Origin of the sequence: Sandarakinorhabdus sp. AAP62 (assembly GCF_000331225.1) — a bacterium.
In the GTDB taxonomy this organism is placed as follows: domain Bacteria; phylum Pseudomonadota; class Alphaproteobacteria; order Sphingomonadales; family Sphingomonadaceae; genus Sandarakinorhabdus.
The window spans coordinates 20,822-34,146 of sequence record NZ_ANFY01000008.1 but is presented as its reverse complement, the minus strand read 5'-3'; the positions used below and the strand labels follow the sequence as shown (position 1 = coordinate 34,146).

Below are 13,325 nucleotides of genomic sequence, written 5' to 3'. Positions count from 1 at the left end.
CCTCACGATAGCCTATCGGCGCAGGACGAACACCCCGGTATCGGCCAGCAGATTGGGCCACAGCGCCACCTGCCGGCCCGAAGCCAGCCCGGCGCGGCGCTCCACCGTCAGCCCCATGTCACGGGCCAGCGCCTCGAAATCGGCGATGGTGCAGAAATGGATGTTGGGCGTTTCGTGCCAGCTCACCGGCAGGCTGCGGGTGACGGGCATGCGACCACCCACGGACAGGCTCATTCGCACCCGCCAATGGCCGAAATTGGGGAAGGACACGATGGCGCTGCGGCCGATGCGGACCAGTTCGGCGAGCACCGCTGCCGGGCGGTGCATGGCCTGCAGCGTGTTCGACAATATCACCACGTCGAACGCGGCATCGGGATAATCGGCCAGATCGGTATCGGCATCGCCCTGCACCACCGCCAGGCCGCGCCCCACGGCGGCGGCCACGTCGCCGGGATCAAGCTCGATGCCGCGGCCTTCAACGCCCTTGGTGTCGCGCAGCCAGGCCAGCAACTGGCCATTGCCGCAGCCGATATCGAGCACGCGCGCGCCCTCCGGCACGGCAGCGGCCACGGCAGCCAGATCGGGGCGCAGCGGAACCGGCGTCATGCGGTGAGGAACCCGTCAATCACCCGGTTCATCTCCGGCGCGTCGAGCAGAAAGGCATCATGGCCGAACGGGCTTTCCAGCTCCACGAACGACACGGGCGCGCCAGCGGCGTTCAGCGCCCGCACGATGCGGCGGCTCTCGGCGGTGGGATAGAGCCAGTCCGAGGTGAAGGAGACGAGGCAGAAGCGGCTCTGCACCCCGGCAAAGGCGCGCGCCAGATTGCCGCCGTGCGGTTCGGCGAGATCGAAATAATCCATGGCGCGGGTAATGTAGAGGTAGCTATTGGCGTCGAAGCGCTCGACGAAGCTGAGGCCCTGGTGGCGCAGATAGGATTCGACCTGGAAATCCGCGTCAAAGCCGAATGACACCGCATCGCGGTTCTGCAGGCGGCGGCCGAATTTCTCGGTCAGCCCTTCCTCCGACAGATAGGTGATGTGCGCCGCCATGCGCGCCACGGCAAGGCCCGAAGCCGGCGGCCTGGCGGCAGCATATGCGCCGCCCGCCCACATCGGATCGGCCATGATCGCCTGCCGGCCGACTTCGTGGAAGGCGATATTCTGCGCCGAATGGCGGGCCGCCGTCGCGATGGCCACCACCTTCTTCACCCGCGCCGGGTGATGCACGGCCCAGGTGAGCGCCTGCATGCCGCCCATCGAACCGCCGATCACCGCCGCCAGCGTGCCCACCCCCAGATGATCGAGCAGCCGCGCCTGCGCCGCCACCATGTCGGCAATGGTGATCACCGGGAAGCGCATGGCATAGGCCTGGCCGTCGCGCGGATCGATGCTCGTCGGCCCGGTCGATCCCATGCAGCCGCCCAGCACATTGGCGCAGATCACGAACCAGTCTGCCGGATCCACGGGCTTGCCCGGCCCGATCAGCCGCGTCCACCAACCCGGCTTGCCGGTGCGCGGGTGGGCGCTGGCCACATATTGATCAAGCGTGAGCGCGTGGCAGATCAGCACGGCATTGGTGCCGCCCGCGTTCAATTTGCCATAGGTTTCATAGGCGATAGTGAGTTCCGGCAGCACGCCGCCGCCCGCCAGCGGAAACTCCCCCGGCAGGGTGACACGGCGATCAAGGCCAAAGCGTTCATCCATCAGGGGCAAGGCCAATAATGCTGCGGGGGTGACTGTGCCAGCGATATTCGCTAACGCGCCTGCATGACCAGTGCCGCACCCCAGATGAAACCGTGGATCGAAGCCATGCACGCCTATGTGCCGGGCAAATCGAGCGCGGGCGCGCCCGTCGTGGCGAAATTGTCGTCCAACGAGAATCCGTGGGGGCCGTCCCCCATGGCGGTGGCCGCGATGCAGGCCGTGCTGGCCGATGGCCATCGCTATCCCGATCCCGCCTCCACCGCGCTGCGCGAGGCGCTGGGCCGCAAATATGGCGTGAAGCCCGAACATATCATCTGCGGCACCGGCAGCGACGAGATCCTGCACATGATCGCCTCCAGCTTTGCCGGGCCGGGCGACGAGATCATCCATGTCCGCCACGGCTTTGCGGTCTATGAAGGCGCCACCCGCCGCGTCGGCGCCACGCCGGTCGTGGTGCCGGATGTGGATTACACCGGCGATATCGATGCCATCCTGCGCGCCATCACGCCGGCCACGCGGGTCATCTATGTCGCCAATCCCAACAACCCGACCGGCACGCTGCTGCCGGCGGCCGACGTGCGCCGCCTGATCGCGGGCCTGCCCAGCGATGTCGTGCTGGTGCTGGACTGCGCCTACGCCGAATTCGTTGACGGGGAATATGAAGACGGGCTGGCGCTGGCACAGACGCTGCCCAATCTGATCGTTACCCGCACCTTCTCCAAGATACACGGCCTTGCCGCCCAGCGCGTTGGCTGGGCCGTCGCCGCCCTGCCGCTGATCGCCGCCATGGAACGGGTGCGCGGGCCGTTCAACGTCACCACCACCGGCCAGGCTGCCGCGGTTGCCTCGCTGGGCGACGATGCCCATCTCGCCATGGTGCGCCGCGAAACCATCCGCCTGCGCGGCTGGCTGGAAGGCGAGATCGCAGCGCTCGGCAACGCCGGCCTGCGCGCCATCCCTTCGGCCTGCAACTTCATCCTGATCGAATTCCCCGAAAGCGGCCCGGTGTCGGCCGCGGATTGCAACCAGTATCTGCTCGATCACGGCATCATCTGCCGTTACCTCGCGGTGCAGAACATGCCGCGCTGCCTGCGCATTTCGATCGGCACCGAAACGGAAACCCGCACCGTCGCCGCCGCCCTGCGCGACTATGTCGAAGGCGCCGGAGCCAGCGCCTGATGCTGCCGTTTTCGCGTGTCGCCATCATCGGCATGGGCCTGATTGGCTCGTCGCTGGCCCGCGCCATCCGCACCGCCATGCCCACCGTGCAACTGGTGGTGAGCGATGCCAGCCCGGCCGTCCGGATGCGTGTTTCCGAACTGGGCCTGGCCGATGATGTCGCCGATGGTGCCGGCACGGCGGTGATCGATGCCGATCTGGTGATCCTGTGCGTGCCGGTGGGCGCCATGGCAGCAGTCGCGGCTGAAATCGCCCCGGAACTGGCCCCCGATACGGTGGTCAGCGACGTGGGTTCGGTGAAGGAAAATGTGCTCAAGGTGCTGAGCGCCGCGCTGCCCGGCGTGCATGTCATCCCGGCGCACCCGGTGGCCGGCACCGAAAAATCCGGGCCGGATGCCGGCTTTGCCAGCCTGTTCAAGGGCCGCTGGTGCATCATCACGCCGCCGCCGCGCGCCGATGCCACCATGGTGGAGCGCCTGTCCGAATTCTGGCGCCGGCTGGGCAGCAAGGTGGACGTGATGGATGCGGCCCACCATGATCGCGTGCTCGCCGTCACCAGCCATCTGCCGCACCTCATCGCCTATTCCATCGTTGGCACCGCCAGCGATCTGGAGGAGGTGACCAAATCGGAAGTGATCAAATATTCAGCGGGGGGCTTCCGCGATTTCACCCGCATCGCCGCCAGCGATCCGGTGATGTGGCGCGATGTGTTCCTGGGCAATCGCGATGCCGTGCTGGAACTGCTGGGCCGCTTCACCGAGGATCTGGTCGCCCTGCAGCGCGCCATCCGCTGGGGCGACGGCGATGCGCTGGAAAGCCTGTTCACCCGCACCCGCGCCATTCGCCGCTCCATCGTCGATGAAGGCCAGGATACCGACGCCGCCGATTTCGGCCGGCATGCGCCGGATTGAGCATTTTCGGCTTTACAAGCCGCCGTATCTGCATGCGATAATCGCAACCGGGATATCGGGGTCGCGTAACTGGGTGGCAGGTCGATAACGGCCGCCAACCCTCTGGAACCAGTTCGAGGATTTTCATGAAGACCAATTTGCTCAACAGCCTTGCTGCCATGGCCACGCTCAGCCTTGTCGTGGCCAGCGCACCAGCCACTGCCCAGATCGACGCCGGCCGCAAGGGTGGCATCGAAAAGCAGCGCGCTGCCAAGACCGCCGAACTGCCCACCTGTGCCAAACCGATCGGCACCATGGGCATCAGCGATCCGGAAGTGCGCTGGTGGGAAGGCCTGGGCCTGGGTTCGCCCGAAGCGCTGTTGCGCGTCTATGCCCAGAAATCCGGCTGCTTCCGCCTGGTGAACCGCTCGCAGCGCGGCATGGCCGCCATGCAGACCGAACGGTCGCTGGCGGCCGGCGGCGAAATGCGCGGCGGCGGCACCATTGGCAAGGGCCAGATGGTGCAGGCCGATTTCACCATGATCCCCAACATCGTCACCGCCAATCGCAACAAGGGCGGTTTCCGCGTTGGTGCCCTGCTTGGCGCCGTGGTGCCGGGCGTGGGTGGCGCGCTGCTTGGCGGGCTTGATGTGAAGAAGCGTTCGGCCAACGTCACGCTGGAAGTCGTCAACAACAAGTCGTCGGAAGAATTTGTCACCGAAGGCCAGGCCACCAAGAAGGATGTCGGCTTTGGCGGCGGTGGCGGCATCTTTGGCGGCGGCGTCCTCGGTGCCGGCGGTGCCAGCGGCTATGCCGATACCGAAATCGGCCAGGTCGTGGCGCTGGCCTATCTGGATGCCTTCACCAAGCTGGTGAGCGATCTGGGCGGGCTGGAAGCCGCCGCCGGCGGCCAACAGGCCGAACGTGCCGTGGTGATGAAGAACCCCGGTCGCATGTTCGCCGGCCCGGCGCTTTCAGCCAAGGTGATCAAGCCGCTCGACGGCGGCGCCATGCTCTATCCCACCGGCAACAAGGAAGGCGGCTTCTGGGAAGTCACCGATGAACTTGGCACCAAGGGTTGGGTGAGCGAAATCGCCATCGGCATCGCCAGGTAACAGCGCACGCCAAACAGCACGGCCATCCGCCAGCCCGGCGGGTGGCCGTTCTGCCGTTCAGCGCAATCGGGGGCAGGCCGGCAATTGCCCGCGCCGCGCCCTGGTCGCCAGATCGGCGGGAAGGCCCGTCAGCGCGGCCACTCCCGTGAGCGGCAGTGACGTTTCCAGCGCCAGCGTGATCGGCGCGCGCAGCCGCTGTTCGGCCGGCGGAGCGGTGCCGTTCATGGCCGCCTGCACGGTGAGCGGGCAAACCGTGGCGATCGTGCCCGCCAGCCGGGTGCTGGCACCCAGCGGCACCACGCTGGCATCCAGCTTGAAGATCTCGCCAGTGGCATCGCTGCCGGTCATCACCAGATCGAGGCTGCCGCCGCCATCGGCCCAGCGGCGATAATCGTCGAGCCGGCCGCCACCACGCACGATCAGATCGGCGGCCAGGCTGATCGGCGCGCCCTGCCCTGCGGCGAAGCCGGTAGCCCCCACCACGAACTGGCCGCGCTGCGGCAGGCGCGGGCTGGCGGGTTCGGCCAGGCTCTGCGCGCCGAACATCTCGCGGGCATGAAGTTCCAGCGTCTCGGCCCGAAATGCCGTGCTGCCACCAGGCGCCAGCGTGCCGCGCGCACCGGGCAGGATGATCGAAAGGCGGCCCAGGCGTTGCAGCCCGTTGGCATCGTTCACCAGCTTCAGGCTGGCGGTGGCCGATGCCGCCGAAACCTTGGCCGACAGCCCGGCCGCCGCCGCTGCCAGCGCCACCTCCTGCCCCTGCAGCACGGTCAATTCCGGCCGCCATGGCCCGCGGTTCAGCCGCAGCTTCTGCACCGCCAGCGCCAGCTGCGTGCCGCCCTGGTGGGCCAGGGAAACGCCGGCCAGCTCGGCCTCCAGCCGATAGGGAAAGCCGCTGACCTGCGCGCCGCTGCCCGGAAACCAGCGCCCCAGCGTGGTTTCAAAGTCTGCCGCCCAGCCGCGCCAGAACTGGCCATAGACTGCCAGGCCGAGCAGCAGCGGCAGCAACGACAGCAGCAGCGGCCAACGGCGGGTCATGTGCGGCCCTCTGCCTGCAAGGCATTGATCGCGGCATGCACCTGTGCTTCCACCTCGGCACGGGGCAGCCCGGGCGGGATCGGCGGCGCCACCTTCATGTGCACGGTGCCGGGATATTTGATGAAGCTTTTCGGCCAGACGCTGCCGCTGTCGATCGCGACGGCCACCACCGGCAGCTTCAGCATCTTGTAGAGCCCGGCGAATCCGGCCGCGAGCGGCGGGGTTTCGCCCACTTGCACCCGCGTGCCTTCCGGAAAGATCACCACCGGGCGGCCCTGCGCCACCGCGGCCTGCGCCTGCCGCATCATTTCGCGCAGCATGCTCGCCGAACCGGAGCGATCAACGAAGATGGAGCCATGCCGGGCCGAAGCCAGGCCCCAGATCGGGATCCGGCGCAGTTCCTGCTTCATCACCACGGCCGGCCGTTCAAACCACCAGAGGGTGAGGATGGCTTCCACCGCGCTTTCATGTTTCAGCGCAAACAGCTGCGGCCCGGGCGGAATCTCGCCTTCAATCTCGATCCGCACGCCGGTGATCACCCGGCTGGTCAGGCGGAACCAGCCCGCCCAATACTTCGGCCCGATATAGAGGCTTCCGCCTGAACCGAGCAGGCCGAGCAGCAGCGCCAGTGGCACCAGCAGCAGGGATCCACCGAGGAAGACAAGCTGGAAAATGACGGTCCGCACGAAGGCCAGCGCGGTCGCCAGAGGGTGATGGCGCATCACGCCGCCCCCAGCAGCAGCGCCCCACGCCGTGCCAACCATTTTGTATATTCAAACGCCAGCCCCGGCGCCTTGGGTTCAGATGGCACGGCATCGGACAATACGGTCACGCCCCTGGGCAGCACGCGCGACAATTCCAGCCGGGCGCGGCGCATGTGGCTGGCACTGGTCACCAGCCGGATCGATTTGAAATCATGTTCAGCCACCCAGCGCGCCGTTTCTTCGGCGTTGGAGCGTGTATCGACCGCCTGATAGCCCAGATCGGTGGTGCGCAGCCGGCGCGTGGCAATCCCGAAGGCCGCGGCCAGTTGCCGGCGGCTGGTCTTTTCGCCCACGCCCGAAACCAGCATCCGCCGCGCCGCGCCGGATTCCACCACCGCCAGCCCGCGTCGGAAGCGGCCGGCGCCGCCGGTCAGCACCACCACGCCATCGCTCTTCAGGCCCAGCGGCGCCGCGCCGGGCAGGGTGAGGCTGAACCAGATCAGGCCGAGCATCCACGCCAGCACCGGCAGCGCCACGACGCGCGCCAGCCACATCAGCAGGCTCGGCTTGCGGCGCTTTGCCGGCGCTGACCGGCCGAACGTGCCACGGCTGGCGGGCTTGCGGCTCACATCTCACCGCGCTGGCGGCGCAGGGCAAACCAGCGCGCCACATTGGCGTTATGTTCGGCGAGAGTCTTGGCAAAGACATGGCCGCCGCTGCCATCGGCGACGAAATAGAGCGCCTGCGTGTCGTCCGGGTCGAGCACGGCCATGATGCTGTCGCGCCCCGGATTGGCAATGGGGCCGCGTGGCAGGCCGGGCTTGAGATAGGTATTGTAGCCGGTGTCGCGACGCAGTTCCGATTGGCGGATGCGGCGGCCCAGCGGCTTGCCGGCGGTAATCGGATAAATCACCGTGGGATCGGCATCCAGCTTCATACCCTGTGCAAGCCGATTGCTGTAAACGCCTGCAATCATTCTGCGTTCACTGGCCTTGCCGGTTTCCTTCTCGACGATGCTGGCCAGCACGATGGCCTGTTCCGGCGTTTTCACCACCGCGCGCGCGGTGCGCTTGGGCCAGAGATCAGCCAGGGTCTTGATCATCGCCGTCTGCATGCGCTTCATTAGCACGGCGCGGTCCTCGCCGGGTTGATATTCGTAGGTGTCGGGCAAGATACTGCCTTCGGCCGGCACGCTCGCCTTGCCTGTCAGCCCCGATACGGCGTTCAGCCGTTCCGCCACCAGCACTGCCGGCCAGCCTTCGGGAATGGTGACGGTGAAGCGCTCCACCTCGCCCTTCTGCAGCGTGGCGAGGATATCGCGCCACGGCGTGCCGGCGCGCAACCGATAGCGCCCGGCCTGCACCGGTGCGTCATCGCCCAGCACGCGCGCCAGCACGCGGAATTGCCAGGCGGATTTTGCCAGACCGGCGGTCTCCAGATCACGCGCCACGCCAGACAGGCTGGCGCCGCGCTTCACCTCGAACGATTGCGCCGGCCCGCTGACATTGCCCCAGCCGAACCACGGGATCAGCATGATCGCCACGCCCAGCAACAGCAAGGCGACAAAGGCCAGAAAGGCGCGGCGCATCGCCCGGCTCAAACGCCGCGCATCACCAGCGTCGCGTTGGTGCCGCCAAAGCCGAACGAGTTGTTGAGCACGGCGCGGATGCGGCGCTGTTTCGCCACGTGCGGCACCAGGTCAACGCCGATGCAGGCGTCCGACGGATTGTCGAGATTGAGCGTCGGCGGCGCCACCTGATCGCGCAGGGCGAGCAGGCAGAAAATGGCTTCCACCGCGCCGGCACCGCCAAGCAAGTGGCCAATGGCCGACTTGGTGGACGACATCGAGACATTGTCGATGGCATTGCCGAACAGCCGCTTCACCGCGCCCAGTTCCAGCTCGTCGCCCATCGGGGTGGAGGTGCCGTGGGCGTTGATATAATCGATGTCTGCCGGGTTCAGGCCGGCCTTGCGCAGCGCCATCTGCATCGAACGGAACGCGCCCGACCCTTCCGGATGCGGCGCCGTCACGTGATAGGCATCGCCGGTCAGGCCATAGCCGATCACTTCGCCATAGATTTTCGCCCCGCGCGCCTTGGCGCGTTCATATTCCTCCAGCACCACCACGCCAGCGCCTTCGCCCATCACGAAGCCATCGCGATCCTTGTCATAGGGGCGGCTGGCGCGGGTCGGATCGTCGTTGAAATTGGTCGACAGCGCGCGGGCCTGAGCGAAACCGGCGATGCCCAGCGGGCACAGCGCGCTTTCGGAACCGCCGGCCAGCATCACATCGGCATCATCCAGCGCGATCATGCGGGCGGCATCGCCGATGGCATGGGCGCCGGTGGAGCAAGCGGTGACGACCGCGTGGTTGGGCCCCATCAGGCCATATTTGATCGAAACCTGGCCGGAAATCAGGTTGATCAGCCGGCCATGCACGAAGTGCGGGGACACGCGGCGCGGGCCCTTTTCATGGCACACGATCGATTCCGACGCGATGCCCGGCAAGCCGCCGATGCCGCTGCCGATCGAGCAGCCGGCGCGGAAACGCTCTTCCTCGCTCATGTCGGTCAGGCCGGCGTCTTCAATGGCCTGGCCGGCCGCATCGATGCCATAGACGATGAACGGATCGACCTGGCGCTGCACCTTGTAATCAACGCGCTTGTTGGCATCGAAGGTGAGCCCGGTGCCGTCGCCGGCCTTTACTTCGCAGGCGATGCGGCACAGCTGATCGGAGGCATCAAAGCGCGTGATCGGGCCGGCGCCCGATTGCGAGGCCAGGATGTTGGCCCAGGTGGTTTCGACATTCGCCCCCAAGGGGGTGACCAGGCCCAGACCAGTGACGACGACACGGCGCATCGGCATTCCATTCTTCTGCGCGACCGGCCTGCCCTGCCGGTGCTGGGGGTTGGGCCGCCCGTGAAAAGGCTGGCCCATTTGGCACGAAACGGCCCGCCGCCTGTGTGCAAGCGATGGGCCGTTCCCTGTTTTGCCGGCCCATCGTTCTCAAACGGGCGGCCAGCCCTGTCAACATGGCGTGAAGGCCGCGGCAGCCGCGGCCTTCAGCCGGAAATCACTTGCCGTTGGCGCCGATGAAATTGATCGCATCGGCCACGGTGAGGATCTTTTCGGCGGCATCATCCGGGATTTCCACGCCGAATTCTTCTTCGAAGGCCATCACCAGCTCGACGGTGTCGAGGCTGTCGGCACCCAGATCGTCGATGAAGCTGGCGGCTTCGGTCACCTTGTCGGCTTCCACGCCCAGATGCTCGACAACAATCTTCTTCACGCGCTCGGCGACATCGCTCATTTTTCGTCCCCTATGTTGGCGGCGGTGTGTTCGCCGTGGGTTGGTTTGCAGTTACTGGCCGGCGATAGCGTGATGGCGAAATTGTGGCAAGAGCGCCGTGCGGCTGGCGGCGTGCCGCCGCCAGACTCGCACAAGCTCGGCCGGGCTGGCTGCCGGCCACAGCCGGCAGAACAGCTTCGACGGCGTGGCTCCGCCACGCTCTTCCTTCTTCTTCCTTGCAGCCCGGAGCGGACTCGGCGGCTCCGCCGCCGGCCGCGCCCATCAGGGCATCGCCATCCCACCATTGATGTGCAGCGTATGCCCCGTCACGTACGAAGCTTCCTTCGACGCCAGATACACCACCCCCGCCGCAATATCGGCGCCTTCGCCCAGCCTTCCGGCCGGAATCCGCCCCGTCAGCGCGTCCTTCTGCGCCGCCGGCAGCGCATCGGTCATCGCCGAAACGATGAACCCCGGCGCCACGCAATTCACCGTGATGTTGCGTGACGCCAGTTCCTGGCCCAGCGCCTTCGACATGCCGATCAGCCCGGCCTTGGACGCCGCATAATTGGCCTGGCCCGGATTGCCGGTGACGCCCACGACCGAGGTGATGGCGATCAGCCGGCCAAAACGCTGCTTCATCATCGGCTTGGCGGCGGCGCGATAGAGGCGGAAGGTGGCTTCGAGGTTGATGCGGATCACGTCTGCCCACTCCTCGTCCTTCATCCGCATGGCGAGATTGTCGCGCGTGATGCCGGCGTTGGCGACCAATATGTCCAGCCGGCCACCAAGGGCCTCCACCGCCTGCGGCACCAGCGCATCAACGGCGGCGCTGTCGCCCAGGTTGCACGGCAGGATCACGGCATCGGGGCCGCATTCGGCGGCCACGGCAGCCAGCGCTTCGGCGCGGGTGCCGGACAGGGCAACGCGGGCCCCGCGCGCGCCGAGCGCCTTGGCAATCGCGCTGCCAATGCCGCCAGAGGCGCCGGTCACAAGCGCGGTCATGCCGGTCAGATCAAACATGGGAATAGCTCCTTCAGGCAATCGCAGCGGCAATGGCTTCCACGCCAGGCATGTCGGCCGCGGTGATGGTTGGCACATCGGGGGTGATACGCCGAATCATCGGGCCCAGCACCTTGCCGCCCAGTTCCGCAAAACCGGTGACGCCCAGCGCCGCCATGGCCAGCACCGATTCCCGCCAGCGCACGGTGCCGCACACCTGTTCCACCAGCAGGCGGCGAATCTCGGCCGGGTCGGTCACTGGCGCGGCGGTGACATTGGCGACCAGCGGCACGGTTGGCGCGGTCAGCGGTGCTGCGGCCAATGCTGCGGCCATCGCATCGGCGGCCGGCTGCATCAGCGGGCAATGGAATGGCGCCGACACCGGCAGCAGCACGGAGTGACGCGCACCCTTGCCCTTGGCCAGGTTCATGGCGCGGGCCACGGCCTCGACATGGCCGGAAACCACGACCTGCCCGGTGGCATTGTCGTTGGCCGCCGCACACACCTGCCCTTGCGCCGCCTCTGCGGCGATCGCCTGCACGGTTTCGAAATCGAGGCCGAGCAGCGCCGCCATGGCGCCAACGCCCGGCGGCACCGCGGCCTGCATCGCCGTGCCGCGCAGCCGCAGCAGGCGGGCCGTATCAGCAAGGCCCAGGCTGCCGGCAGCGCACAGGGCGGTATATTCGCCCAGACTGTGCCCGGCCACGAACGCCGCCTTGTCCGCCAGCCGCACGCCAGCCTCGTTTTCCAGCACGCGCAGGCAGGCGATGCCCACCGCCATGATCGCTGGCTGGGCATTGGCCGTCAGGGTCAGTTCGTCTTCCGGCCCTTCCCACATCAGGCGCGACAGGCGTTCGCCCAGTGCATCATCCACTTCTTCGAAAACGGCGCGGGCATGGGGGCTGGCATCGGCAAGGCCCTTGCCCATGCCCACCGATTGGCTGCCCTGGCCCGGAAAGATGAAAGCGCGAATGGTCCCTCTCCCGATGGATCTCGTTGTGCGCCGCCGATTAGGCGCTTCATCGCGCCCATGCAACCGCCCGGCCCGAACGGCTGCGACACTAAGCCCAACCGGGGCGTTTTGCCCGGTTGCATGGCACAAAACTTCCGTTATGGGCTGCCATTCGCGCTCAGGGAGGGGCCGGGGGGGATTCGCGATGGCCATTCATCGGCCCGAAACCCCGGCAAGACCATTCTGTTTCGCGGGTCGGTTGCCACCCAGGCATCCGGTTCTGGGATTTTGGACGAGAACAGCCAAGGATTGCCAATGAAGATTGATGCCCGCCTGCTGATCGCTGCCAGCCTGTTGGCTGTTGCCACCCCGGCCGTGGCCGCCGTGTCGCCTGCCGTGGGCAAGGCGCTCAACGCCGCCGCCGCCGCCGCCAAGTCGCGCAATGCGGCCGGTGTCGCCGCCGCCATTGGCCAGGCCCGCGCCGCCGCCACCACCGCTGAAGAGCGCGAAAAGACCGCTCAGATGGCCGGCTTCGCCTTCACCGCTGTCGGCCAATTTGGCCAGGCTGCGGCGGCTCTCGAACAGGTTGGCGCCCCCTGCAACCAGCTCGGCCCGCTCTATTATCGCGCTGGCCAGATGGACAAGGCCGTCGCCATCGCCCGCAACTGCCCCGGTGAGGCCAGCCAGATCATGGTGGCGCAGGCAATGACCCGCCAGGGCAATCACAAGGCCGCCATCGCTGCATACAACAAGCTGATCGCCAGCAACGGCGCCAAGCCCGTGTATCTGGAAAATCTGGCCGGCGCCCAGTTCAAGTCGGGCGACAAGAAGGGCTATCTCGCCACCATCAACCGCCTGATCAAGTCGGACCCGTCGCCGAAGCGCTGGAAGGTGCTGCTGACCGAACTGCAGGGCCACAACATGCGCTCGGAAGCCAAGCTGGCGCTTTATCACCTGATGCTCACCACCGGCACGCTGGAACGCCCGACCGATCTGCAGGATTTCGCCCGTCTGGCGCTGATCAACGGCCAGGCCGCCGTGGCCAAGGCCGCGCTGGACAAGACCGGCGGCGGCACCGACCCGATGAGCCAGAAGCTTGCTGCTGCCGCGGCAGCCGGCGTTGCCAAGGAGGGCCCGGAAGCGCTCAAGTTGTCCGCTTCGCCGGCCACCGCCTTCAAGGGCGGCAACGCCTATCTGGGCCTGGGCGATTATGCCAAGGCGATGGCCGCTTATGACAAGGCCATTGCCGCCAACGGTCTGGATGCCGATTATGCCCGCGTGTTCAAGGGCATTGCCGCTGTGAAGGGCGGCCAGAAGGCCGCCGCGATCGCCGCGTTCAAGGGCGTGAATGAAAAGAGCGGCATGGGCGAAATCGCCGGCCTGTGGAGCCTGTACGCCGCCACGCGCGGCTGATCAGTCCTCGACATGGAAAAGGGGCCGCCGTGGCATG

Annotated in this window: 14 protein-coding genes; 4 read left to right on the top strand and 10 right to left on the bottom strand. The window is 67.0% G+C overall.

Annotated elements, in window-relative coordinates; genetic code table 11:
- Nucleotides 1–12: 12 nt before the first annotated feature.
- Nucleotides 13–606, bottom strand: coding sequence for a methionine biosynthesis protein MetW (gene metW / locus D619_RS0109225; RefSeq protein ID WP_017668300.1), 594 nt, complete (start codon nucleotides 604–606; stop codon nucleotides 13–15).
- Nucleotides 603–1,706 carry a homoserine O-acetyltransferase gene (locus D619_RS0109220; protein ID WP_017668299.1) on the bottom strand — a complete coding sequence of 368 codons (1,104 nt, stop codon included), beginning with the start codon at nucleotides 1,704–1,706 and terminating at the stop codon, nucleotides 603–605. The genes metW and D619_RS0109220 overlap by 4 nt, the downstream gene beginning before the upstream one ends.
- A gap of 63 nt (nucleotides 1,707–1,769) precedes the next feature.
- Here D619_RS0109220 and hisC point away from each other — a divergent pair, with 63 nt between their 5' ends.
- From hisC to D619_RS0109205, 3 genes are all read left to right on the top strand, one after another.
- On the top strand, nucleotides 1,770–2,885 hold the full coding sequence (hisC, locus tag D619_RS0109215) for a histidinol-phosphate transaminase (RefSeq protein ID WP_017668298.1): 1,116 nt from the start codon (nucleotides 1,770–1,772) through the stop codon (nucleotides 2,883–2,885).
- The gene (locus D619_RS0109210) at nucleotides 2,885–3,796 is read left to right on the top strand and encodes a prephenate/arogenate dehydrogenase family protein (protein WP_017668297.1); all 912 of its coding nucleotides are present in this window, start codon (nucleotides 2,885–2,887) and stop codon (nucleotides 3,794–3,796) included. The genes hisC and D619_RS0109210 overlap by 1 nt, the downstream gene beginning before the upstream one ends.
- 125 nt (nucleotides 3,797–3,921) lie before the next feature.
- Nucleotides 3,922–4,890: a CsgG/HfaB family protein gene (locus tag D619_RS0109205; RefSeq protein WP_017668296.1), complete on the top strand. Its 969-nt coding sequence runs from the start codon at nucleotides 3,922–3,924 to the stop codon at nucleotides 4,888–4,890.
- 57 nt (nucleotides 4,891–4,947) lie between these two features.
- Here the strand turns inward: D619_RS0109205 and D619_RS17900 are convergent, their stop codons facing one another.
- From D619_RS17900 to fabD, 8 genes are all read right to left on the bottom strand, one after another.
- The gene (locus D619_RS17900; protein WP_017668295.1) at nucleotides 4,948–5,928 is read right to left on the bottom strand and encodes a hypothetical protein; all 981 of its coding nucleotides are present in this window, start codon (nucleotides 5,926–5,928) and stop codon (nucleotides 4,948–4,950) included.
- Nucleotides 5,925–6,650 (bottom strand): lysophospholipid acyltransferase family protein, encoded by a 726-nt coding sequence (locus tag D619_RS0109195; protein ID WP_020480446.1) that lies wholly within the window; start codon nucleotides 6,648–6,650, stop codon nucleotides 5,925–5,927. The genes D619_RS17900 and D619_RS0109195 overlap by 4 nt, the downstream gene beginning before the upstream one ends.
- On the bottom strand, nucleotides 6,650–7,261 hold the full coding sequence (locus tag D619_RS0109190) for an ElyC/SanA/YdcF family protein (protein ID WP_017668293.1): 612 nt from the start codon (nucleotides 7,259–7,261) through the stop codon (nucleotides 6,650–6,652). The genes D619_RS0109195 and D619_RS0109190 overlap by 1 nt, the downstream gene beginning before the upstream one ends.
- Nucleotides 7,258–8,220 carry an endolytic transglycosylase MltG gene (mltG, locus tag D619_RS0109185; protein WP_017668292.1) on the bottom strand — a complete coding sequence of 321 codons (963 nt, stop codon included), beginning with the start codon at nucleotides 8,218–8,220 and terminating at the stop codon, nucleotides 7,258–7,260. The genes D619_RS0109190 and mltG overlap by 4 nt, the downstream gene beginning before the upstream one ends.
- Nucleotides 8,221–8,228: 8 nt before the next feature.
- Nucleotides 8,229–9,491 carry a beta-ketoacyl-ACP synthase II gene (fabF, locus tag D619_RS0109180; RefSeq protein ID WP_017668291.1) on the bottom strand — a complete coding sequence of 421 codons (1,263 nt, stop codon included), beginning with the start codon at nucleotides 9,489–9,491 and terminating at the stop codon, nucleotides 8,229–8,231.
- Nucleotides 9,492–9,705: 214 nt separating this feature from the next.
- A complete protein-coding gene (locus D619_RS0109175) occupies nucleotides 9,706–9,942 on the bottom strand; it encodes an acyl carrier protein (protein WP_017668290.1) in 237 nt (78 codons plus the stop codon).
- A 261-nt stretch (nucleotides 9,943–10,203) separates the two neighbouring features.
- Complete coding sequence (gene fabG, locus D619_RS0109170) at nucleotides 10,204–10,944, bottom strand: 3-oxoacyl-[acyl-carrier-protein] reductase (protein ID WP_017668289.1); 741 nt, start codon at nucleotides 10,942–10,944, stop codon at nucleotides 10,204–10,206.
- A 13-nt stretch (nucleotides 10,945–10,957) separates the two neighbouring features.
- Nucleotides 10,958–11,896: an ACP S-malonyltransferase gene (fabD, locus tag D619_RS0109165; RefSeq protein WP_026090889.1), complete on the bottom strand. Its 939-nt coding sequence runs from the start codon at nucleotides 11,894–11,896 to the stop codon at nucleotides 10,958–10,960.
- A 294-nt stretch (nucleotides 11,897–12,190) separates the two neighbouring features.
- Here fabD and D619_RS0109160 point away from each other — a divergent pair, with 294 nt between their 5' ends.
- Nucleotides 12,191–13,288, top strand: a complete 1,098-nt coding sequence (locus D619_RS0109160; protein WP_020480445.1) for a tetratricopeptide repeat protein — start codon at nucleotides 12,191–12,193, stop codon at nucleotides 13,286–13,288.
- Nucleotides 13,289–13,325: the final 37 nt, after the last annotated feature.